20 protein-coding genes and 1 pseudogene are annotated in these 21,321 nt (G+C 62.3%); 15 read left to right on the forward strand and 6 right to left on the reverse strand.

The annotated features are described in order from the left end of the window. Window positions 1–107: 107 nt before the first annotated feature. Complete coding sequence (locus D7I37_RS12005) at window positions 108–878, forward strand: class I SAM-dependent methyltransferase (protein ID WP_061796186.1); 771 nt, start codon at window positions 108–110, stop codon at window positions 876–878. Window positions 879–936: 58 nt separating this feature from the next. Here the strand turns inward: D7I37_RS12005 and aqpZ are convergent, their stop codons facing one another. Next, complete coding sequence (aqpZ, locus tag D7I37_RS12010; protein ID WP_061796187.1) at window positions 937–1,632, reverse strand: aquaporin Z; 696 nt, start codon at window positions 1,630–1,632, stop codon at window positions 937–939. Window positions 1,633–2,076: 444 nt separating this feature from the next. Here aqpZ and D7I37_RS12015 point away from each other — a divergent pair. After that, window positions 2,077–3,437: pseudogene (locus D7I37_RS12015) on the forward strand (esterase-like activity of phytase family protein). A gap of 31 nt (window positions 3,438–3,468) precedes the next feature. Here D7I37_RS12015 and D7I37_RS12020 read toward each other — a convergent pair. Further along, window positions 3,469–4,644: a low temperature requirement protein A gene (locus tag D7I37_RS12020; RefSeq protein ID WP_129543722.1), complete on the reverse strand. Its 1,176-nt coding sequence runs from the start codon at window positions 4,642–4,644 to the stop codon at window positions 3,469–3,471. A gap of 310 nt (window positions 4,645–4,954) precedes the next feature. Here D7I37_RS12020 and D7I37_RS12025 point away from each other — a divergent pair, with 310 nt between their 5' ends. Both D7I37_RS12025 and D7I37_RS12030 read left to right on the forward strand, forming a co-directional pair. Then, window positions 4,955–5,239: a YdgH/BhsA/McbA-like domain containing protein gene (locus tag D7I37_RS12025; RefSeq protein ID WP_061796191.1), complete on the forward strand. Its 285-nt coding sequence runs from the start codon at window positions 4,955–4,957 to the stop codon at window positions 5,237–5,239. A gap of 244 nt (window positions 5,240–5,483) precedes the next feature. Further along, window positions 5,484–6,041 carry a class I SAM-dependent methyltransferase gene (locus tag D7I37_RS12030; RefSeq protein ID WP_129543723.1) on the forward strand — a complete coding sequence of 186 codons (558 nt, stop codon included), beginning with the start codon at window positions 5,484–5,486 and terminating at the stop codon, window positions 6,039–6,041. Here D7I37_RS12030 and D7I37_RS12035 read toward each other — a convergent pair whose 3' ends face one another. Then, the gene (locus tag D7I37_RS12035; protein WP_095095982.1) at window positions 6,042–6,503 is read right to left on the reverse strand and encodes a GNAT family N-acetyltransferase; all 462 of its coding nucleotides are present in this window, start codon (window positions 6,501–6,503) and stop codon (window positions 6,042–6,044) included. It lies immediately after the preceding gene. A gap of 212 nt (window positions 6,504–6,715) precedes the next feature. Between D7I37_RS12035 and D7I37_RS12040 the strand changes: the two genes are divergently transcribed. The 6 genes from D7I37_RS12040 to D7I37_RS12065 all read left to right on the forward strand — a co-directional run bounded on the left by D7I37_RS12040 (window position 6,716) and on the right by D7I37_RS12065 (window position 13,024). Then, window positions 6,716–7,831, forward strand: coding sequence for an ABC transporter substrate-binding protein (locus tag D7I37_RS12040; protein WP_129543724.1), 1,116 nt, complete (start codon window positions 6,716–6,718; stop codon window positions 7,829–7,831). After that, on the forward strand, window positions 7,824–9,935 hold the full coding sequence (locus tag D7I37_RS12045) for a TonB-dependent siderophore receptor (RefSeq protein ID WP_095095987.1): 2,112 nt from the start codon (window positions 7,824–7,826) through the stop codon (window positions 9,933–9,935). The genes D7I37_RS12040 and D7I37_RS12045 overlap by 8 nt, the downstream gene beginning before the upstream one ends. A 54-nt stretch (window positions 9,936–9,989) precedes the next feature. After that, window positions 9,990–10,508 carry a GNAT family N-acetyltransferase gene (locus tag D7I37_RS12050; protein WP_129543725.1) on the forward strand — a complete coding sequence of 173 codons (519 nt, stop codon included), beginning with the start codon at window positions 9,990–9,992 and terminating at the stop codon, window positions 10,506–10,508. Between the two features lie 115 nt (window positions 10,509–10,623). Beyond that, entirely contained in the window at window positions 10,624–11,148 is a 525-nt protein-coding gene (aroL, locus tag D7I37_RS12055) for a shikimate kinase AroL (protein ID WP_061796200.1), read from the forward strand. Window positions 11,149–11,321: 173 nt separating this feature from the next. Further along, the gene (locus D7I37_RS12060) at window positions 11,322–12,371 is read left to right on the forward strand and encodes an aldo/keto reductase (protein WP_095095992.1); all 1,050 of its coding nucleotides are present in this window, start codon (window positions 11,322–11,324) and stop codon (window positions 12,369–12,371) included. 80 nt (window positions 12,372–12,451) lie between these two features. Then, window positions 12,452–13,024 carry a TetR/AcrR family transcriptional regulator gene (locus D7I37_RS12065; protein WP_095095994.1) on the forward strand — a complete coding sequence of 191 codons (573 nt, stop codon included), beginning with the start codon at window positions 12,452–12,454 and terminating at the stop codon, window positions 13,022–13,024. Here the strand turns inward: D7I37_RS12065 and D7I37_RS12070 are convergent. Beyond that, entirely contained in the window at window positions 12,988–13,737 is a 750-nt protein-coding gene (locus tag D7I37_RS12070) for an AraC family transcriptional regulator (RefSeq protein ID WP_095100023.1), read from the reverse strand. The two genes, D7I37_RS12065 and D7I37_RS12070, sit on opposite strands and share 37 nt — an antisense overlap. Window positions 13,738–13,834: 97 nt before the next feature. Between D7I37_RS12070 and D7I37_RS12075 the strand changes: the two genes are divergently transcribed. The 3 genes from D7I37_RS12075 to ppnP all read left to right on the forward strand — a co-directional run bounded on the left by D7I37_RS12075 (window position 13,835) and on the right by ppnP (window position 14,953). Next, window positions 13,835–14,239, forward strand: a complete 405-nt coding sequence (locus tag D7I37_RS12075) for a nuclear transport factor 2 family protein (RefSeq protein WP_061796203.1) — start codon at window positions 13,835–13,837, stop codon at window positions 14,237–14,239. Window positions 14,240–14,286: 47 nt separating this feature from the next. After that, a complete protein-coding gene (locus D7I37_RS12080; RefSeq protein WP_061796205.1) occupies window positions 14,287–14,487 on the forward strand; it encodes a YaiA family protein in 201 nt (66 codons plus the stop codon). A 175-nt stretch (window positions 14,488–14,662) separates the two neighbouring features. Next, a complete protein-coding gene (ppnP, locus tag D7I37_RS12085) occupies window positions 14,663–14,953 on the forward strand; it encodes a pyrimidine/purine nucleoside phosphorylase (protein ID WP_061796206.1) in 291 nt (96 codons plus the stop codon). A gap of 64 nt (window positions 14,954–15,017) precedes the next feature. On the opposite strand, the gene rdgC is transcribed toward ppnP, so the two are convergent. Beyond that, complete coding sequence (gene rdgC, locus D7I37_RS12090) at window positions 15,018–15,929, reverse strand: recombination-associated protein RdgC (protein ID WP_061796207.1); 912 nt, start codon at window positions 15,927–15,929, stop codon at window positions 15,018–15,020. 88 nt (window positions 15,930–16,017) lie between these two features. After that, entirely contained in the window at window positions 16,018–18,609 is a 2,592-nt protein-coding gene (locus tag D7I37_RS12095) for an ATP-binding protein (protein ID WP_129543726.1), read from the reverse strand. A gap of 142 nt (window positions 18,610–18,751) precedes the next feature. Between D7I37_RS12095 and D7I37_RS12100 the strand changes: the two genes are divergently transcribed. Together D7I37_RS12100 and D7I37_RS12105 are read left to right on the forward strand one after the other, a co-directional pair. Further along, a complete protein-coding gene (locus D7I37_RS12100; RefSeq protein WP_061796209.1) occupies window positions 18,752–20,275 on the forward strand; it encodes a sugar ABC transporter ATP-binding protein in 1,524 nt (507 codons plus the stop codon). 28 nt (window positions 20,276–20,303) lie between these two features. After that, window positions 20,304–21,293: a ribose ABC transporter permease gene (locus D7I37_RS12105; RefSeq protein WP_061796210.1), complete on the forward strand. Its 990-nt coding sequence runs from the start codon at window positions 20,304–20,306 to the stop codon at window positions 21,291–21,293. The last annotated feature ends 28 nt before the right edge of the window (window positions 21,294–21,321 follow it).

Here is a 21,321-nt window from a genome sequence, read left to right on the forward strand (position 1 = left end):
CTGTAGATACTAGGATAACTTCTTATATTGTACCCGTATATTACCCTGATTATAGTAGCTGAATGCCACCCGGCACAGGCGCAAGCCCGACAATAACAGGAGCAAACATGAGCATCAGCCACAGCCATAAAAATGCGGTAGACCGTCAGTTTGGCGAACAAGCCAACGCTTATTTAACCAGCGCGGTACATGCGCAGGGGCAGGATCTGCAGCGCCTGGCGCGCCTGCTGGAGCCGCATGCCGAAGCCCGGCTGCTCGATCTGGGCTGCGGCGCCGGGCACGCCAGCTTCACGGCGGCGGCCAGGGTCGCGCAGGTGATGGCCTACGATTTGTCGGCGCAGATGCTGGCGGTGGTCGGCCAGGCGGCGGCGGACAAAGGCCTGGCCAATATTCAGCTGCAGCAGGGCGTGGCGGAGGCGTTGCCGTTCGAAGACGCCAGCTTCGAGGTGGTGATCAGCCGTTATTCCGCTCACCACTGGCACGATGTGGGCCGGGCGCTGCGCGAAGTCAAACGGGTGCTGAAGCCGGGCGGCAAAGCGATCTTTATGGACGTGGTGTCGCCCGGGCATCCGCTGCTGGATATTTACCTGCAGACCGTCGAAGTGCTGCGCGATACCTCGCACGTACGCAATTACGCCCCCGGCGAATGGCTGGCGCTGCTGACCGAGGCCGGGCTGGTGGTGCGGGAGGTGACTTCCGATCGGCTGTATCTGGAGTTCAGCAGTTGGGTGGCGCGCATGCGCACCCCGGAGCATTTCGTTACGGCGATCCGCGCGCTGCAGCAGGCGGCGTCCGACGAAGTAGCCGGGCATTTCGCCATCCAGCCGGACGGATCTTTTACCAGCGACATCATGATGTTTGAAGCGGTGAAGGGCTAAAAAACAGCAGGGCAGCCGATAAGGGCTGCCCTGCTAAAGGTGATCGAATACCCCTGAATTACTTTTTGTCTTCCAGCAGGCAGCGATAAATCAGGCCGCCGATAACGCCGCCGACCAACGGCACCAGCCAGAACACCCACAGCTGTTGCAATGCCCAGGTGCCCTGGAAGATCGCCACGCCGGTGCTGCGCGCCGGGTTAACTGAAGTATTGGTAACCGGAATACTGATCAGGTGAATCAGCGTCAGCGTCAGGCCGATGGCCAATGGCGCGAATCCCGCCGGCGCGCGCTTATCGGTAACGCCGTGAATAACGATCAGGAAGAATGCGGTCAGCACCAATTCAATAACGATTGCGGATTGCAGCGAATATCCGCCCGGCGAATGTTCGCCGTAACCATTGGAAGCAAAGCCGCCGCCGGTGACATCAAATCCTGCTTTACCGCTGGCGATCAAATACAGCACCGCGGCGGCGGCAATACCGCCAATCACCTGCGCAATAACGTAAGGAATAACGTCTTTAGCCGCGAAACGGCCGCCGGCGAATAACCCCACGGTAATTGCCGGGTTAAAGTGCCCGCCAGAAATATGGCCAACGGCATAGGCCATGGTAACCACGGTAAGGCCGAAAGCGAGCGCTACACCGAGAAAACCAATACCCAGTTGTGGAAATGCCGCGGCTAATACAGCGCTGCCGCAACCACCGAACACCAACCAAAATGTACCAAAAAATTCAGCAAAAAGTCGCTTTGACATAGATTCCATCCCACGGAAAATACTAACGGGCGTTAGCACTAAAAACTATAGAACCCTTTTTCAATTAATGCAGGTTTCTATGGAATTTTCTTAATGCACCTTGAATAACGGTCGGTATTAAATCCTCAACGATTTATTTTGTCTATGCGAAAACCACTGATTTTCGCTTTGCTGGCGCGCGATTGCCGCTTTTTTGTCTTTCATATAAGAATTTACCCTAAGCCAGAGGAGGCGATGTATTGGTGCCGATCGTCGCGGCTATTCACAATAATTTTCCATTCGTTTTCCCCATTCAATTTATTGCGGTTAATTGCTCATTCCGATTTGCCAGCGCGGATAATGTTGCTCACGCCGCCGGCGGGGGCGCCGCTGTCATCAAAATGTCATGCTAGATTAATACCTTGGCAAGTTACTTATTTCTCCTTCACCGCTTAAGCAGGAACCATGAAAATAAAATTGTCCTCGCTGCTCATCGCCGCGCTGTTTCCCGTGTTTTCCCATGCCGCAGACATCGCGGTGGCGCGCTACGTCGTCAGCTTTCCCGGCGGCGAGCGCGTCAGTTATCAGGGTGAGTTCGCCAAAAATTTCCCGCAGGGATTGCCGGTGGGGATCGGCTCCGGCCTGGTGTTCAACGGCAGGCAGGGGGGAGATTTGCTGCTGACGACGTTAACCGATCGCGGCCCCAACGCCGATGCGCCGAAGGTGGGTGAGCGGGAAGCGAAAATTTTCGCCAACCCGCAGTTTGTCCCGTTGCTGATGGATATCCGCATCGGCGGCGGCAAAGCCACCGCAGGCAACCCGCGCCCGCTGCATGATGAGCGGGGGCCGATCGGCGGGCTGCCGTTGCCGGCGGAGCTGATCGGCAGCACCAATGAAGTGGCGCTGAGCGATGCGTTGCAAAGGTTGCCGAGCGACCGCCGCGGCCTGGATACCGAGGGGATTGTCGGCGACGGCCAGGGCGGTTACTGGCTGTGCGATGAATATGGCCCTTCCTGATCCATATCGACGGCAAGGGCAAGATCCTCGCCAAATATGGCCCGACGGCGCAGCCGGGCGAGCAGGCGGTGGCCGGCGGCCTGCCGAACATCATCAAATGGCGCCAGCCGAACCGCGGCTTTGAAGGGCTAACCCGCCTGCCGGACGGCCGCATTCTGGCGGCGGTGCAGAGCACGCTGGACGTCGACGGCAAAAGCAAGAACAAGGCGCAGTTCACCCGGCTGGTCAGTTTCGATCCGGCCAGCGGCAAGACCGCCATGTACGGTTACCCGATCGATGTCGACAGCTACAAGAAAGCCAAGGACGCCAAGATTGGCGACATCGTCGCGCTGGATAATCAGCGTATTTTATTGATCGAGCAGGGCACGGATAAAGACCGGCAGATGATCAACAAGATCTACCTGGTCGATCTCGCTCAGGCCAGCGACCTGAGCAAATTCGACGGCCAGGGCAAGGCGCTGGAGTTCGATGATGCGAAAGATCTGGCCAGGCGCGGCGTGAAGCTGGCGCAAAAACGGCAAGTGGCCGATCTGCGCAAGCTGGGCTGGCGCCAGGAGAAGGTGGAAGGGCTGGCGTTAATCGACGATCGCACGCTGGCGGTGATCAACGACAATGATTTCGGCCTGCAGGCCAGGCTGATTGATCCGCAGCCGCAGGGCAAGAAAATCGGTGATTACCAGTTGGGCGAGCAGGGCCAGCTGCGGCTGGAGGGCGAAAAGGTGCCGAGCCGCATCGAACTGCGGCCGCTGGAGCAGCCGGAGTCGCTGAGCGAACTCTGGGTGCTGACGCTGCCCCAGGCGCTGAAGTAACCTGATGGCGGGGGCAATGCCCCCGTCAAGCTCAGGCGCCGCCCCCGGCGCGCGGCGTTCTGCCGCGCGAAACGCTCTCCCACACCGCGACCCCCACCATGATCAAGGTGGTGAGGCCGTTGACCATCAGCAGATCGGTGAGATAGGCGGCCGGTGCCAGCAGCGCCAGCGCGATCAACCCTACCAGGTGCGACAGCGGGAAGCGGCGGTACACCAGCCGTTTATACAACGCATTGGCCAGCAGATAGATGGCCGGGCCGAGGATCAGCACCGCCGCCGTGGCGTTTTGCACCCTGCCGTCGGGATGGGCGATCACCAGTTCGTTGGCCACCGCGCAGACGATAATCGCCCCGACCAGGGCCACGTGCACATAGTGGAAATAGGCGCCCAGCTGGCCGGGGTTTTCCGCCTGGCTGATGGCGTGGCTGCCGGCCTTGCTGCTGGTGTCGAAATACACCCACCACATCGCCAGGCTGCCGATAAAGGCCACCAGCGACGCGATCAGCGTCGGCGCGCTCCAGACGTCCATTTCGCTCAGGGTGGAGCCGGTGATCAGAATGGTTTCCCCCAGCGCGACGATCACGAACAGCTGGCAGCGTTCCGCCAGATGGTGACCCTCGATGGTCCATTCGCTGCCGCTGTCGGAGCGGCCCAGCACCGGCAGGCGGAAGCCGAACATCGGTGAAACGTATTCGCACAGTACGGCGATCGCCCACAGCAGCAGGCGGGCATGGCCTTCCGCCAGCCCGCCGCCGATCCAGAATACCGCGGCGATGCACAGCCAGCCGAGAATGCGCCGAAAGTTTTGCTTCAGCGGATGGCCGTGTTCCAGCAGCGCCAGCACCACCGCCGAGCGCCCGACCTGGATCGCCACGTAAAACAGGGCGAAAATCAGCCCGCGCTCGCCAAACGCCTGCGGCAGCGCCGAGGCGGCGAACAGCCCCAGCAGCATGATGGCGAACAGCAACAGGCGGATCTGGCGGGTATCCGGATTAAACCAGTTGGTGACCCAGGCGGTATATTGCCAGGCCAGCCAGACGGCGAACCACAACAGCAGCGTCTCCAGCGCGCCGGTGGGCGTCAGGTGATGCAGCAAATAGTGGGAAAGCTGGGTAACGGCAAAAACGTAGATCAGGTCGAAGAGCAGTTCCGAGAACGAAACCGAGGCGCCACGACCATCGCGCACACGCAGTAAGACTTGCGACATAAGCGTTCTTCCTGAAGTGATAAGTCACAGAAACAGCGTAGCTCAGCGGCGCGCGGCGGGTAAAAAATCTTAAAATCGCGTCAGGTTCGCGCTTTGCGCCAAACCGTCTTTAATTCTTCATAAATTAGGGGTAAGGTTTCAATCATACGGCGCCCCCGGCATTAATTAAGACACACCCGCACGCACTTCCTCCTTATTTTCCTCACAATGATTGATGTTCTTTACGTTGCATGACATCCGTTTTCATTAATTAGCTGATAATTAACATCACTGACCACGAGCTAATAAACAAAAACATCTGGAGTCAATCATGAAACTATTACCCAGCATCGCAGCAGTCCTGATTGCCGCCGCTTCGTTTTCCACCTTCGCCGCGCCGCTGTCGTCGGTAAAGCAGGTCAACAGCGAGCAGGCCAGCAATCTGCAAAGCATCGGCGTGGTGTCGATCTCCGGCGTCAGCGGTTCACCGGCTGACGCGATCCACGCGCTGAAAGAAAAAGCGGCGGCGGACGGCGCCAGCCATTACCGTATTATCGGTCTGGACACCCCCGGGGATTCCAGCAACTGGCGCGGCAATGCGGAAATTTATCGTTAATTCCCGCGTGGCGCTATATTGCTAACCGCATTAACGCGGTCAATAAAATAAACGGCTGTAATAATAATCTGACCATAAGCGATTATCGGCTTATTTTCGGGTGATTATTACGGCCGTTTTTCTTGCTGTCTGCCTGCGGACGGTTGCATTTTATTACAACTCTGTCGGTCGCTTTCGGAATCATGTTAATGAATACTTAAGAAATTAGGCTCAGATTGAGGGGTCTCAACCCCAGGAGGCCCTAATGTTAAATGCGACCCGGCTGCAACTGAAGAACCACTTTTCCTATCTCCAGCAGTTTATGGCTTCACCGCGCACCATTGGCACGCTGGCGCCTTCTTCGCCCTGGCTGTGCCAGGCGATGCTGAATCAGGTCGAGTGGACCCGGGCGCTGTCGATCGCAGAGCTGGGCGCGGCGGACGGCGTGCTCACCAAACGTATTTTGGGGCGCATGCGGGCCGATGCCGCGCTGGAGGCGTTTGAGATCCAGCCCAACTTCGTGCATCGGCTGCGCAATATCGACGATCGCCGGCTGCAGGTGATGGCGCGCTCGGCGGAGGAAATGGAGGCCGATTACGACGTGGTGTTCTCCTGCCTGCCGCTGCTGTCGATCCCGATCAGGATCAGCATACGCATTCTGCAGCAGGCGCGGCGGCGCTTGCTGGCGCGCAACGGCACGCTGGTGCTGTTCCAGTACAGCCATCTGTCGGAAAAGCTGCTGTCGCGCTACTTCCACTGGAAACGCGTGCGGGTGGTGCGCAACTTTCCGCCGGCGTTGGTGTATATCTGCACCCCGCGCTAGCTACAGTATTTTCTCCATCACCACCACTTCGCCGTCATCTTGTCGCCTGCGCTCGATAGGCCGCCAGCCCCAGGCGGCATACAGCGCCTCGGATTTGTCGGTGATCAGGTGCAGCAGGGGGTGATGGCGCCGGCGCGCCTGCCGCACGATTTCCGCTTCCAGCTGCTGGGCGATGCCCCGCCGGCGATGATGCGGATGCACAAACACCCCGGCCAGCCAGGGGGACAGGTCCATGCGCTGACGATCGTCGCTTGGCCACAGGCTGGCCATGCCCAGCGGGCGTTCGCCGTCGACGGCCATCAGCGTCAGGTGGTCTTCGCTTGCCTGGGCGCACAGCAGGAAGCGCTGCCGGGTGCGGTCCAGCGAACCGCCGCGTTGCGACCCCCATTCGCCAAAGGCCCAGGCGGCGCAAACGTCGGCAAACTGCGGGCACTCGGTCAGCGGGATAATACGTAGGCTCATGCACACCTCCTGTTTTTAACGCTCGGGTCTATTTAAGCGGTTTTCACACCGGTTTTTTAACTTTTTAAAGCCGCAATAGCAGCGGTTTTGCATGCATCTGCGCTGAAACTGCGTGATTCAACAGATTTCATCGCGCAGGCATGGGTTGCGATTGAAAGTGCCAATGAGAGTGATTATCATGCGCAGACTGTTTTTTACGTCTTGGCCCAATCATGCGCAATCCCCTCATTTTCCTGCTGCTTTCCCTGCTGTTTGGCCTTTTCCCCGCCTTGGCGAAAACGGTCACCGACATTACCGGCCGGCAGGTGGCGGTGCCGGACAACCCGCAGCGCATCGTGGTGGGGGAAAGCCGCATGCTGTACACGCTGGCTTTGCTGGAGCCGGGCAATCCGGCGCAGCGCATCGTCGGCTGGCCGGCGGATCTGGCGCGCTACGACGCGCAAAGCTGGCAGCTGTATACGCAAAAGTTTCCGCAGATCGCCGCCATCCCTGTCATCAGCGGCAATAACTTCCGCCAGGTCAATATCGAGAGCCTGCTGCAGCTGAAGCCGGATCTGGTGATCCTGGCGCGCTATGCGCGGGAAGATGGCGACCAGGATCTGCTGCTGCAGGCGCTCAGCAAGGCCGGCATTGCGGCTATCTACGTCGATTTGCGCATCGATCTGTTGCACAACACCGTGCCCAGCGTGCGGCTGCTGGGCGAGGTGCTCAACCGTCAGCAGCGCGCAGAACGGTTCATCCGTTTCTATCAGCAGCACATGGCGGTGATCCGACAACGGCTGGCGGGCTATCAGGGGCCGAAGCCCAAGGTGATGCTGCATCTGCATCTGGGGCGGCGCGCCACCTGCTGCACCACCGCCGCGCACGGCAACCTCGGCGATCTGCTGGCCTTCGCCGGCGGCGATAACATCGCCGCCGCCAGCATCAAAGGGGTGTACGGCGAGCTGAACCCGGAAACCATCCTGACCGCCAACCCCGATATCTATATCGCCACCGGCATGGCCGGGCCGCAGGGCAAGCGGGTCTCCGACCTGCGTTTGGGGCCGCTGGTCACCCAGCGGGACGCCGACGCCAGCTTCCGCCAGCTGATGGCCAAACAGCCGCTGCTCGGCAGCCTGCGGGCGGTGCAAAACCGCCAGGCCTGGAGCATCTGGCACAACTTTTATCTCAGCCCGTACCACGTGGTGGCGGTTGAGATGTTCGCCAAAACTTTTTATCCGGATCTGTTTGCCGACCTCAACCCGCAGCAGACCTTCAACCAGTTGTACCAACAGTTTTTGCCGTTACCTTTTTCAGGGACCTATTGGAGTCAGTTAGATAATGAATAACAACAAGCGTCGCTGGCTGAGCGCACTGCCGCTGGCGGCCTGCGCGGTTGCGCCGGCGATCGCGGCGGAGAAAGGGGAAACCCTGGAGGTGGTCGGCCAGCAAGACGCCGACGGCGTACAAAGCTATCAGCCGCTGACCAGCGTTACCGGCACCCGCAGCGAAACCTACCTGCTGAACGTGCCGCAGGCCATCGACGTGGTGCCGCCGCAGGTGATTGCCGATCAGGCGGTCAACAGTCTGGATGAGGCGCTGTACAACGTCAGCGGCATCACCCAGGCCAATACGCTGGGCGGCACCCAGGACGCCGTGATGAAGCGCGGTTTCGGCGATAACCGCGACGGCTCGATCCTGCGCGACGGCGTGCGTTCGGTGCAGGCGCGCAACTTTACCCCGACCACCGAACGGGTTGAGGTGCTGAAGGGGCCGGCTTCGATGCTCTACGGCATGGGCGAGCCGGGCGGGATGATCAACATGATCACCAAGAAGCCGCAGCTGCAGCAGCATACCCATGTGGAAGGCTGGGGCAGCAGTTTCAACGGCGGCGGCGGCCAGCTCGACGTGACCGGGCCGCTCGGCACCTCCGGCTTCGCCTACCGGATGATAGTCGATCACGACGAGACCGATTACTGGCGCAACTTCGGCCGCAACCGCCAGACGGTGATCGCGCCCTCGCTGATGTGGTACGGCGAAAGCACCACCGTGCGCCTCGCTTACGAACATATGGAATACCTGGTGCCGTTCGATCGCGGCACCATTATCGATTCGCGCACCGGCAAGCCGGTGAATACGCCGCGCGACCGCCGCTTCGACGAAGGCTATAACGCCACCCGCGGCGATCAGGACAGCGTCACCCTGCAGATTGATCGGGTGCTGAACGAAAGCTGGAAGAGCTCGCTGACCTATGCCTACAGCCGCAACAGCTACAGCGACAATCAGGCGCGCGCCACGGCGCTGAACCCGGAAACCGGCGTGCTGACGCGCCAGGCCGACGCGACCGCCAACGCCGTCAGCCACGCCAATGCGGTGCAGCTGACGCTCAACGGCGACCTCGACTGGGGCAGCGTCAATCACCAGATGCTGTTCGGCTTCGACTTCGAAGACAACCGCACTTACCGCGGCGATATGATCCGCGGCAAGAAAAACAGCGATTTCAACATCTACCACCCGGTCTATGGGCTGATGCCGGCGTCGACCAGCGTCAGCGCGGCCGACAGCGACCAGCGCGAAAATCTCACCAGCTACGGCTGGTTCATGCAGGACTCCATTCAACTGACCGACAAATGGCTGGTGATGGGCGGCCTGCGTTACGATACCTTCGACGTGTTCGCCGGCAAGGGGCGGCCGTTCGTCACCAATACCGACAGCTCGGACAGCAAGCTGGTGCCGCGCGCCGGCGTGGTGTACAAGCTGACGCCTTACGTCTCGCTGTACAGCAGCTATACCGAATCCTTTAAGCCGAACTCTTCCATCGCCACCCAGATCGGCTCGCTGCCGCCGGAACAGGGCAAGTCCTGGGAAGTGGGCGGCAAGGTAGCGCTGCCGAACGGCGTTACCGGCACCCTGGCGCTGTTCGACATCACCAAACGCAACGTGATGGTCAGCGAACTGGTGGATGGCGAAACCGTCACCCGCACCGCCGGCCGCGTGCGTTCGCAGGGCGTGGAGCTGGACGTGGCCGGCAACCTCACCGATTCGCTGAGCCTGATCGGCTCCTATGCCTATACCGACGCGCGGGTGGTGGACGATCCGGACAATAAAGGCAAGGAAATGACCAACGTGGCGCGCCATACCGCCTCGCTGTTCCTGACGCAGAATCTGGGATCGCCGGGCCTGTACAGCGGCGACGAGGTGCGCATCGGCGCCGGCGCGCGCTACGTGGGCCGCCGCCCGGGCGACGCCGCCAACAGCTTCTATCTGAGCAACTACACCGTCGCCGACGCCTTCGCCGCCTATACTATGCCGATCAACGGTTACCGGGTGAAATGGCAGCTGAACGTGAAAAACCTGTTCGACAAGACGTATTACCCTTCCAGCGGCGGCAATTTGCGCGTGGCGGTAGGGGAACCGCGCGAGGTGGTGCTGCGCGGCAGCATCGATTTCTAGTCCGCCGGCGGTGAAATCTGGTTAAATGGCCGGCCCCGACGTTAAGGAGAACCCATGAGCCTGCAGATTCGTTTGGCGCGGCGGCGCGATATCCCGCTGCTGATGGCGGTCGAACGCTCGGCGGCGCAGCTGTTCCGCCGGCTGCCTGAATGGCGGTTTATCGCCGATGGCGAGGTCATGAGCGCGCAACGGCACGCCGATTTTATCGAACGGCGGAGCGAGTGGCTGGCGGAAAGCCGGGAGGGGGCGATCGCCGGATTTATCGCCGTGCAGCCGCAGCAGGCCGACTGGCACATCGCCGAACTGTCGGTGGCCGATGACTGGCAGCGACGGGGAGTGGGGCGTCAGCTGATCGCCGCGGTGGCCGATGCGGCCAAGCGGCGGGGCGCCCACCGCCTGACGCTGACCACCTTCGCCGCGGTGCCGTGGAATGCGCCCTATTATCGGCGGCTGGGCTTCCGGCCGATCGAGGAGCCGCAGCTTTCGCCCGAACTGCGGCGGCACCTGGCCGCCGATGCGGCGCACGGATTCGCCGCCGACAGTCGCTGTGCCATGGAATTTACACTATCGTAAATATTGAAATACAGGCTGAGGGCGGTATGATGCAGCATCCACGCCATCGCACGCTCGGTTCGCCGGTATTTCGATATGCAATGCACTCAAGTCACCGTATAAGGGACAACCCGTAATGACACAAACCCTGTTCATGGTAGGCGCTCGCGGAGCCGGCAAGACCACGGTAGGCAGCGCGCTGGCGCTGGCGTTGGGCTATCAGTTCGTCGATACCGATCTGTTTATGCAGCAGGCGGCGCAAATGAGCGTGGCGGAAATGGTCGAGCGCGAAGGCTGGCTGGGATTCCGCCGCCGCGAGAGCATCGCTCTGCAGACCGTGACAAAACCGTCAACTATAATTGCCACCGGCGGCGGCGCGATCCTGGCGGAAGAAAACCGTCAGTTCATGCGCCGGCAGGGCACGGTCATTTATCTGCGCTCCCCGGCCAGCGTGCTGGCGCAGCGGCTGGAAGAGTACCCCGAGGATGCGCAGCGTCCGACGCTGACCGGCAGGCCGATCGCCGAAGAAATGCGCGAAGTGCTGGCGGCGCGTGAGGCGCTGTATCAGGAAACGGCGCATCATGTGATGGACGGCACCGGCAACCCGCAGCAGGTGGTGGCGCAGATCCTCGCGGTGCTGCAGCGCGAAACGGTAAAATAAACCCCGCCGCTTATTCCTTTGGGCGCCGCATGGGTGCCCAATCCCCGACCTGCCTTCCCGATGGCGCACAAAATGTTTGTCCATGGCGCTTGCCTTTATAAATGATGGGTGTCATATATAAATAAATGACAATCGTCATCTATTAACCGTCATCCACGTTATGAGGCACCGGCATGAAATACACCACCTTTGGCCGCAATACCGGCCTGCGCGTTTCCGAACTGGCTTTGGGCACCGGCAATTTCGGCACCGGTTGGGGCTACGGCTCGGAAAAACACGAGGCCAAACAGGTTTTCGACCGCTATGCGGAAGCCGGCGGCAACTTTATCGACACCGCCGACGGCTATCAGTTTGGCCAGTCGGAACAGATGGTGGGGGAGTTTATCGCCGCCGAGCGCGACAGTTTCGTGGTCGCCACCAAATACACGCTGGACGCTTCGCCGGCCGGCGGCATCGGGCTGACCGGCAACAGCCGCAAGACGATGATCGCTGCGGTCGAGGCCAGCCTGAAACGCCTGAATACCGATCGCATCGATCTGCTGTGGGCGCATTTCTCGGATAACCTGACGCCGATGGAGGAGATCGTGCGCGCCTTCGACGATCTGATCCGCGCCGGCAAGATCCAGTATGCGGGGTTGTCCAATTTCCCCGCCTGGCGCATCGCCCGGGCGGATACGCTGGCGGAACTGCGCGGCTGGTCGCGCATCGCCGGCATTCAGGTGGAGTACAGCCTGGTGGAACGCAGCGCGGAGCGGGAGCTGTTGCCGATGGCCGAAGCGCTGGGCATGGCCGCGGCGCTGTGGTCGCCGTTGGGCGGCGGCCTGCTGACCGGCAAGTATCGGCACAGCGACGCCGGCCGCCTGACCGGATTGGCGGGCCGGCTGGTGCATACCGAGCGCGATACCGGGCTGCTGGATGAGGTGCTGGCGATCGCGCAGGAGCTGCAGGCGCAGCCGGTGCAGGTGGCGATAGCCTGGCTGCGCCATCGGGCGGCGAAGGCCGCCACCAGCCTGATCCCGATCCTCGGCTCACGCACCCGGGAACAGTTGGACGACACGCTGGCGGCGCTGGCGCTGACCCTCAGCGAATCGCAGGCGGCGCGGCTGGATCAGATCAGCGCCATCGAGCTCGGCACGCCGCACCGGCAAATTGCCGAAACGCTGGCGCGGGCGCAGGGCGGCGACAGCAGCCGCTTCATCCCTTTGCTCGCGCCGCGCGCCTGACCTTTTTGATGAAGGGCATCATCTATTGAGCGGCATAGGAGGATGGCCTAAGATGGTGCCTGATTGATAAGGAGAACAGCATGGCCCGGGTGTCAAAACAGCAGATGGAGCGCAATCGCGAGGCGATTGAGCAGGTTTCCTCGCAACTGTTTCGCGAGCGCGGTTTGAACGGCGTCAGCGTCAACGATCTGATGGCGGCGGTGGGGCTGACCCACGGCGGTTTCTACGGCCATTTCGCCTCCAAGGACCAACTGGCGGCGGTAGCCAGCCGCCGGGCGGCCGAAGAGTCCAGCCGGCGCTGGGAAAACCTGCCGGGCGAACGCAGCCTGCAGGCGCTGGTCGACGGTTATCTGGATGTCAAACACCGCGACTGCCCGGCGGAGGGCTGCATGGTCGCCGCATTGGCCGGCGATGTGGCGCGCGAGGGGGAGGACAAACCGGTGCGTCAGGCCTACCTCAGCGGGGTGCAAGCGATGCTGGCGCGGCTGCAATCGCTGTCGCCCGGGCAGGAGCGGCAGCAGGCGCTGGCGCAGATGGCGATGTTGGTGGGCGCCTTGACCCTGGCGCGCGCCACCCGCGGCGACGCGCTGTCTGAACAGTTTCTCGATGCGGCGCGTCAGGCGCTGACGTCGCCGGATCCAGAGCAGAAATAGCTGCCCGGCGTGGTGCCGAAACGCTGGCGAAAGGCGGCGATAAAGGCGCTGACGTTGTCATAGCCGCATGCGCTGGCGACCCGGTTGACGGGTTCGCCGCGCGACAGCGGCTCCAGCGATCGCAGCACCCGCGCCTGCTGGCGCCAGCGCGCAAAGCTGACGCCGGTTTCGCGCATAAAACGGCGGCTCAGGGTGCGCGGGCTCAGCCCGGCCCAGCCGGCCCACGCGTTTTGGCTGCGTTCGCTGGCCGGATCGTTCAACAGCGCCCGGGCGATGTTCAGCAGCCGGGCGTCCTGCGGCAGCGGCAGCTGCAGCGGCGGGCTGTCTTCCCTGTGCATCTCATCCAGCAACACCTGCAGCATCCGCTGCTGCGGGGCGCCCGCCGGGCCCTCGGCAAATTGCGCGATGCGTTCGACCAGCGCCTGCATCAGCGGGGTGGCGGTGAGCAGCCGCGGCTGTGGCGGTAGCCCAGGCGCGCTATTCGCCGGCAGATACAGGCTCCAGCCCGCCACTCTGCCGCAGGCCAGCGCCTGATGCGCGCAGTGCGGCGGCAGCCAGCCGAGGTTGCCGGCGGTGATCGCCCACTGCCGGCCGGGCAGCTCCAGCGCCAGCATGCCGCGCGTCAGCAGGTAGATCTGCCCGTCGGCATGGCGATGCCACGGGGTCAGGTGCTTTTTTTCATGCTGCAGCCGTTGGCTGCGTATCGCCGTCATCTTTGGCCGTTTAGCGTTATTGAAAGTCTGAATACGGTTATTATGCCAGCAAGGTTGCGCGATAGGATCATCATTCATCCCATTTCGGAGAAAAAGCATGAACCCGCCAACCCCATTACATCGGGTGCTCGACGCCCTGCAGCAGATCGTCGCCCACCCGCAGCACCAGCCGGCGCTGATCGCCGAATTTTTCAGCGCGGATTATCGCCAGCGGGTAGACGGCCATACGCTGGACTACGCGCAGTTCGTTCGGCATATGGCGCTGCTGAAGCAGCAAACGCGCAGCATGGCGCTGGAGGTTATCGCGGCGGCGGCGCAGGGCGACGCGGTGCTGACTCACCATCGGGTGCGGGTGGAAAAACGCGACGGCACTCGCAGCCTGGTGCGGGTGCTGGCGCATTTCACCGTGCGTGACGGCCGCATCTGCGCCTGCGACGAGCTGACCGAGCTGCTGGAGGGCGCGCACGGCGATCGCGATCTCGGCTCACGCGTGTCGGACTGAGACCGGCTGCTATACTTGCTACTGTGTGGATCACAGGGGAGAACAGCATGCGCGAAAATGACCAACCCGGCTACCCAAGAAGCGCCCGCGTGGTGGCGGTTTTTCGGGGAGACCCCAGTCTGCAAATGCGCCGTTTCGAAGTGCGCACCGACGACATTGAGCCGAATACGCTGCTCAGTGAACATGAAACCGAGCAGGAAGCGCTCGACGCCAAGCACCGTTATGAGGATCCGGCGTTGGAGGATTAACCTGCCGCAATCGAAACCGGCGTCGTGCCGGTTTCCCATCGAGGCTTCACGCCGCTGAGGCCCGCCGTGCCTTACTCTGCGCCGCGATCGCATTTCGCGTCAAAAACCAGTGACAGATCAACCGTAATCCCCCAATATGGTTTTTCCATCAAGATGATTACGCGGGTGCCAGTCTATGCTGAAAGTAAATGAATATTTTGCCGGAAAAGTGAAGTCTATCGGTTTTGACAGTAGCAGCATCGGTCTTACCAGCGTGGGGGTAATGGAAGAGGGCGAATACACCTTCAGCACCGCACAGCCGGAAGAAATGACGGTGATCACCGGGGCGCTGAAAGTGCTGCTGCCGGGGTCGCCGGACTGGCAGGTGTTTACGCCGGGTGAGAAGTTCTTCGTGCCGGGGCACAGCGAATTCAACCTGCAGGTGGCCGACGCGACCGCCTATCTGTGCCGTTACCTGAGCAAATAAGGTCTTTGTTCGGCGGGAACGCAGGGCTCGGCAGACGCTGAGCCCTGATTGTTTCTGGGGGCGGTTAACGCTGGGCTTCGCCGCCGAGCGCTTCGACGGTGTTTTTGATCAACGCCGCCAGCTCGCTGGTCATCAGGATAAAGTCGGCGTCGAAACGCTGGGCGAAGTCGTCGCGATCGATATCGTCGTTCTGCTCACGCAGCGTGTCGGCGAATTTCAGGCGCTTCAGCGAGCCGTCGTCCGACAGCATCAGCTGAATGCGTTCCTGCCAGTCCACCGCCAGCTTGGTCACCAGCTTGCCGGCTTCGATGTGCACCGCGATTTCATCGCTGATCAGGTTTTGCTTCTTGCAGCGGATCACGCCGCCTTCTTCCAGAATCGCCTTCAGCTCCGCTTCGTCCTGAATGGCGAAACCGGCCGGCATTTCGCCGGAGCGCACCCATTCGGTCAGCGTCAGCTCGATCGGGCTTTCCATGGTCAGGGGCACCACCGGCAACGAGCCCAGGCTCTTGCGCAGCAAAGCCAGGGTATCTTCGGCGCGCTTGGCGCTGGCGGCGTCGACCATGATCAGATCGTTGACGGTGTCGATCCACATAAAGGTCTGGTTGAAGCGGCTGAAGGCGCGCGGCAACAGGCTGTGCAGCACTTCGTCCTTCAACGCGTCCTTCTCGGTTTTCTTCAGTTTGCGGTGCTGCTCGCCTTCCAGGCGTTCGATCTTGGCCTGCAGCTCCTGCTTGATCACCGGCGACGGCAGGATTTTTTCTTCCTTGCGCGCGCAGATGACGATCTGGCCGTTGACCGAATGCGTCAATGCATCGCTGTGCGAACCCATCGGGGAGACCCAGCCGGTTTTCGCCATGTCCTGGCTGCCGCACGGGGTGAAGGCAAACGCGCTGAGCTGTTTTTCCATTTCATCCGCATTTAGCGCCACTTCGCGGCTCAAACGGTAAACCATCAAATTCTTAAACCACAGCATAATGTTATCCCTGGCTGGGCGTGCGTTTGGCACGCTGATTCGTCAAAAGCAGGGCGGCATGATAACGAATTGACGACGAAAAATCGCCTCATTCCCGCCTAATTGCGTTTCGCCGGCGCGCCCGTTGCAGCGCCAGCGCCAACTGCCGCTGGCTGAACGGCTTGCGCAGCAGCTCGATGTCCGGCAGATCGCCGGCGCCATGCCGGCGCATGTCCTGGCCGCTGATCAGCAGCGCGGTCAGCTGCGGATTGAGCGCGCGCGCCTGGGCGATCACCTGGGCGCCGTTCAGCTCGCCGGGCAGCATCAAATCGCTGATCAACAGCCCGATGTCCGGCGTCTGGCTCAACAGCGCCAGCGCTTCCCGGCCGTCCGCGCAGTCCAGCGTCAGGTAGCCCAACTGATGCAGCTGTTCGCACAGCGTATGCCGCACGTCGTTTTCGTCTTCCAGCACCAGCACCAGATGATCGGCGCTGTCGCCGTCTTCTGCCGAGGGGGGAGGAGGCGCCGTCGCCGTTTGCGCGGGCGCGCGCGGCAGCTGCAGCCGCACCAGCGTGCCTTCGCCCGCCGCGGTTTCAATCTGCACCCGCCCGCCGGACTGGCGCACGAAGCCGTACACCATCGACAGCCCGAGCCCGCTGCCGCGGCCGACCGCCTTGGTGGTGAAGAACGGCTCGAACGCCTGCGCCTTGACCTCTTCCGACATGCCGCTGCCGCTGTCGATCACCTCCAGCGCCACCATGTCCTGCTTTTTGCCGTCGCTGCGCACCACCCGCTGGTTATAGATGCGGATCTTCACCTCGCCGCTGCGGCCCGCCATCGCATCGCGGGCGTTGACCACCAGGTTGATCAGCGCATTTTCCAGCTGATTGGCGTCGATCCACGCCGGCCAGCCGGGTTGCTGCGCTTCGATGGTCAGCGTCAGCGTCGCCGGCAGCGAATGGCTCAGCAGCTCCTGCAGGTTTTCCACCAGGCTGCGCAGCGCGATGGCCTGCGGATGCAGCGCCTGTTTGCGGGAGAACGCCAGCAGCCGCTGGGTGAGCTGCGCGCCGCGCTCGGCGGCCTTCAGCGCCCGGGCGATGCGCTGCTCGGTCTGTGCGTCCTGCGTCTGGCGGGTGGTCAGCTCGAGGCTGCCGATAATCACCGCCAGCAGGTTGTTGAAGTCATGCGCCAGGCCGCCGGTCAGTTGGCCGACCGCTTTCATTTTCTGGCTGTGCAGCAACGCCTCTTCCAGCGCCTTGCGCTCGGTGCGTTCAAGCACCACGTTGACCACCCCGCGGTTGGGCACCGGGCTGAAACGCAGCTCGACGGTGCGGCCGTCGCTCAGGCGCAGCTCCTGCGGCTGCGGCAGCTCGCTGGTCAGGTTGGCCAGCACCGCTTCCCAGCGCTGGCCCGGCGGCGGCGTCACGTGCTGCAGCAGCTCGCGGTAGTGCTGGCCGCGGTGCAGCTGGTGCTCATGCAGCCCCAGCAGCAGCGGGTACTGCGGGTTCCACACCACCAGCTGGCCGGCGTTGTCGAACAGCGCAAAGCCGTCGCGCATCGCCAGAAAGGTGGTTTCCAGCTGGGTGCTTTTTTCTTTCAGCAGGCGGGAGGTTTGCTCCAGCGAAGCGGTGTTGCGCGCAAACACGTTAAACGCCCGCGCCAGTTCCCCCAGCTCGTCGCGGCGTTGCAACGCCGGTACGCCGACGTCGCGTTCGCCGCGCGCCAGCCGGGTCATGGCGTTGGCGATCGCCGTCAGGTTGGAGCCGAGGTTACGGTAGATGTACAGCCCGGCAAAACCGGTGATCACCAGCGCCAGCAGGGCGAACAGGGCGATAAAAATGCTGATGGAGTTCAGCTCGCGGTGCGTCTGGTGGGTGCGCAGGTCCGATTCGCCGGCCACCTTCCGCACATAGAGGTTGATGTCGTCGTTGAGCATCGCGACCAGCGCCTTGATGTGGTAGGTGTAATAGGCCAGCGCCAGGTCGCTCTGTTCCAGCTCCAGGGTTTCAGGCAGCAGGCGCCGCTCGCTGGCGCGGAACTGCTGCATTTTTTCATTCATCAGCGCATCGGGGCTGTGCGGCGGCCAGTAGGCCATCACCGCGTCCAACTGCTGCGCGGCGGCCTTGGGCGTCGGGGTCTGGATGGCGATCGACAACAGCCGGTCTATCTGGCTGAGCAACGGCTGCGGCGGCGAGCCGAGCTGATTCAGCCCGGCGATATGGCGCAGCGTGCTTTGGGTCTGGTACAGCCCGCTGAGCAGGATATTGCGCTGCAGGTGGCGCGCGTGGCCGAGATCCAGCATGCGGGTGACGCTGGTTTCCAGCGCGTTGCTGCGGCTGATGATGCGCTGGACCAGCTCCGGCTCGCTGCGCGCCAGCGGGGCGTCCGCCAGCCGGGTGAGCGAGGCCTGCAGCGCCAATTGGGTCTGTTTCAGCCGGGCGGATTCGCTTTGGTATTCCAGCGCGCCGACCACCTGCGACAGCCGAATGGCGGCGGTCGCCACGTTCGAGGTGTCGCGGCTCAGCGCCATGCTGCCGTTCATTTCCTTCAGCGTTTGCGCCTGCACCTGCTCCTGCAGTTTGCCCGCATGGTTAAAACCGACGATCGCCACGCCGCTGACCATCAGCGTTACCGCCACCACCAGCAGGTTGAACATCAGCAGGCGCCCGCGCGCACCGGCTAGGAAAGGCAGTCTGCGCATGGTATTCCCCCGTAACCGACTGTTCGCAGTATAAATCCGCGCTCCATTAACAATATGACAAAGATGAACGGATGCTGACATTTTGCATTTATCTGCCCGTGGTTAACTGCGCTTAATCCGAACCGCAACCCGAGGGATGACAATGAGCGCGACGCCGATCCTGGAAATGCACGGCATCTCCAAGCGTTTTGGTCAGTTCTATGCCCTGAAGGGCGTCGACCTGACGGTGTATCGCGGTGAGATCCACGCGCTGATGGGGGAAAACGGCGCGGGTAAAAGCACCTTAATGAAAATATTGGCCGGCGCCTATATCGCCAGCAGCGGGGAAATCTTTATCGATGGGCAGCCGTTCGCCATCAAAGGGCCAAAAGACGCCCTGGCGGCAGGCATCACGCTGATTTATCAGGAAATGAACCTGGCGCCTAATCTGACGGTAGCCGAGAACATCTTCCTGGGCAGCGAGATCCAGCGCGGCGGCCTGGTGCAGCGCCGGCAGATGCTGCTGGAGGCGCAACAGGTGATCGACCGGCTGGGCGCGCAGTTCAGCGCCGGCGACCGGGTGATGAAGCTGACCATCGCCGAACAGCAACAGGTGGAAATCGCCCGCGCGCTGCACCGCAACAGCCGCATTTTGGTCATGGACGAACCGACGGCGGCGCTGTCTTCGCGCGAGACGCAGCGGCTGTTCGCGCTGATCAAACGGCTGCGCGACGAGGGCATGGCGATCATTTACATCAGTCACCGGATGGCCGAAGTGTACGAGCTGTCGGATCGCGTCAGCGTGCTGCGCGACGGCCAGTACGTCGGCAGCCTGCTGCGCGACCGGCTTTCCGCCGGCGAACTGGTGCGCATGATGGTGGGGCGGCCGCTGAGCGACCTGTTCAACAAGGCGCGGGGCGTGGCGGTGGGCGAACCCCGGCTGACGCTGCAGGGCCTGACCGACGGCAAGAAGATCGGGCCGGTCAGCCTGCAGGTGCGCGCCGGCGAGATTGTCGGCCTGTCCGGGCTGGTGGGCGCCGGGCGCTCCGAGCTGGCGCAGCTGATCTTTGGCGTGCGCAGCGCCACCGGCGGCACGGTGGCGATCGACGGCAAACCGGTGCGCATCGGCTCGCCGCGCGACGCCATCGCCCTCGGCATCGGCTTCCTGACCGAGAACCGCAAGGAGCAGGGGCTGTTCCTCGATCTGGCGGCGCATGAAAATATCGTGATGGCGACGCTGGAGCGCGATGGCCGCTACGGCCTGCTCAACCGGCGCAAGGCGCAGGACATCTCGCGCGACGCGATTGGCCTGCTGAACATTCGCGTGCCGCACGCGCAGGTGCGGGCCGGCGGGCTTTCCGGCGGCAACCAGCAAAAATTGCTGATCTCGCGCTGGGTGGCGATCGGCCCGCGCATTCTGATCCTCGACGAGCCGACGCGCGGCGTCGACGTGGGCGCCAAGAGCGAGATCTACCGGATCATGAGCCAGATGGCGCAGCAGGGCGTGGCGATCCTGATGATCTCCAGCGAGCTGCCGGAGGTGGTCGGCATGAGCGATCGGGTCTACGTGATGCACGAAGGCGGCATCGTCGGTGAGCTGAGCGGCGCGGACATCAGCCAGGAAAACATCATGACGCTGGCCACCGGCGTCGAAGCCGGCCAGCCGCAGGCGATCCCCCATGAATAATTCCACCCCTACGCTCAAGGAGCCTGTCATGACTTCAAATCCGCTGCCGCCAGGCGCCAAAGCCCCGACGCTCAAACGAGCATTGTTGGGCGATATGATGCAAACCGTCGGCATTTTGCCGATATTGATCCTGATCGTCGCCGTTTTCGGCTTTGTCGCCCCCAACTTCTTTACCGACGCCAACCTGCTGAATATCGCCCGGCAGGCGTCGATCAATATCGTGCTGGCGGCGGGGATGACCTTTATCATTCTGACCGGCGGCATCGATCTGTCGGTGGGCTCGATGCTCGGCACCACCGCGGTGGTGGCGATGGCGGTTTCGCTGATGCCCGGCATGGCCGGGCTGTCGATTCCGCTGGCGCTGCTGGCCGGCCTGGGCATGGGGCTGTTCAACGGCATTCTGGTGGCTTACGCCGGGCTGCCGCCGTTCATCGTCACCCTGGGCACCTATACCGCGCTGCGCGGCGCCGCCTATCTGCTGGCGGACGGCACCACCATCATCAACTCCAACATCGGCTTTGAATGGATCGGCAACGCCTATCTGGGGCCGATCCCCTGGTTGGTGATCATCGCCTTTGCGGTGATCGCGCTGTGCTGGTTCATCCTGCGCCGCACCACGCTGGGCGTGCACATCTACGCGGTGGGCGGCAACATGCAGGCGGCGCGCCTGACCGGCATCAAGGTCGGCGCGGTGCTGCTGTTCGTTTACGGCATGAGCGGCCTGCTGTCCGGCCTCGGCGGGGTGATGAGCGCCTCGCGGCTGTACAGCGCCAACGGCAACCTCGGCATGGGTTATGAGCTGGACGCCATCGCCGCGGTGATCCTCGGCGGCACCAGCTTCGTCGGCGGCATCGGTACCATCACCGGCACGCTGGTGGGGGCGCTGATCATCGCGACGTTGAACAACGGCATGACGCTGATGGGCGTCTCTTACTTCTGGCAATTGGTGATCAAAGGGGCGGTGATCATCATAGCGGTGCTGATCGACAAATACCGTACCCGCAACTATCAACATTAGGCAGCAGAGCTTCAAACACCGGATAATA

This window comes from Serratia sp. 1D1416, assembly GCF_003641105.1.
Lineage (GTDB): Bacteria > Pseudomonadota > Gammaproteobacteria > Enterobacterales > Enterobacteriaceae > Serratia > Serratia ficaria.

Bases quoted from the DNA above. Each gene is read 5' to 3' on its own strand.
- D7I37_RS12005 (WP_061796186.1), top strand. From the start codon at position 108: ATGAGCATCAGCCACAGCCATAAAAATGCGGTAGACCGTCAGTTTGGC.
- aqpZ (WP_061796187.1), bottom strand. From the start codon at position 1,632: ATGTCAAAGCGACTTTTTGCTGAATTTTTTGGTACATTTTGGTTGGTG.
- D7I37_RS12020 (WP_129543722.1), bottom strand. From the start codon at position 4,644: ATGTCGCAAGTCTTACTGCGTGTGCGCGATGGTCGTGGCGCCTCGGTT.
- D7I37_RS12025 (WP_061796191.1), top strand. From the start codon at position 4,955: ATGAAACTATTACCCAGCATCGCAGCAGTCCTGATTGCCGCCGCTTCG.
- D7I37_RS12030 (WP_129543723.1), top strand. From the start codon at position 5,484: ATGTTAAATGCGACCCGGCTGCAACTGAAGAACCACTTTTCCTATCTC.
- D7I37_RS12035 (WP_095095982.1), bottom strand. From the start codon at position 6,503: ATGAGCCTACGTATTATCCCGCTGACCGAGTGCCCGCAGTTTGCCGAC.
- D7I37_RS12040 (WP_129543724.1), top strand. From the start codon at position 6,716: ATGCGCAATCCCCTCATTTTCCTGCTGCTTTCCCTGCTGTTTGGCCTT.
- D7I37_RS12045 (WP_095095987.1), top strand. From the start codon at position 7,824: ATGAATAACAACAAGCGTCGCTGGCTGAGCGCACTGCCGCTGGCGGCC.
- D7I37_RS12050 (WP_129543725.1), top strand. From the start codon at position 9,990: ATGAGCCTGCAGATTCGTTTGGCGCGGCGGCGCGATATCCCGCTGCTG.
- aroL (WP_061796200.1), top strand. From the start codon at position 10,624: ATGACACAAACCCTGTTCATGGTAGGCGCTCGCGGAGCCGGCAAGACC.
- D7I37_RS12060 (WP_095095992.1), top strand. From the start codon at position 11,322: ATGAAATACACCACCTTTGGCCGCAATACCGGCCTGCGCGTTTCCGAA.
- D7I37_RS12065 (WP_095095994.1), top strand. From the start codon at position 12,452: ATGGCCCGGGTGTCAAAACAGCAGATGGAGCGCAATCGCGAGGCGATT.
- D7I37_RS12070 (WP_095100023.1), bottom strand. From the start codon at position 13,737: ATGACGGCGATACGCAGCCAACGGCTGCAGCATGAAAAAAAGCACCTG.
- D7I37_RS12075 (WP_061796203.1), top strand. From the start codon at position 13,835: ATGAACCCGCCAACCCCATTACATCGGGTGCTCGACGCCCTGCAGCAG.
- D7I37_RS12080 (WP_061796205.1), top strand. From the start codon at position 14,287: ATGCGCGAAAATGACCAACCCGGCTACCCAAGAAGCGCCCGCGTGGTG.
- ppnP (WP_061796206.1), top strand. From the start codon at position 14,663: ATGCTGAAAGTAAATGAATATTTTGCCGGAAAAGTGAAGTCTATCGGT.
- rdgC (WP_061796207.1), bottom strand. From the start codon at position 15,929: ATGCTGTGGTTTAAGAATTTGATGGTTTACCGTTTGAGCCGCGAAGTG.
- D7I37_RS12095 (WP_129543726.1), bottom strand. From the start codon at position 18,609: ATGCGCAGACTGCCTTTCCTAGCCGGTGCGCGCGGGCGCCTGCTGATG.
- D7I37_RS12100 (WP_061796209.1), top strand. From the start codon at position 18,752: ATGAGCGCGACGCCGATCCTGGAAATGCACGGCATCTCCAAGCGTTTT.
- D7I37_RS12105 (WP_061796210.1), top strand. From the start codon at position 20,304: ATGACTTCAAATCCGCTGCCGCCAGGCGCCAAAGCCCCGACGCTCAAA.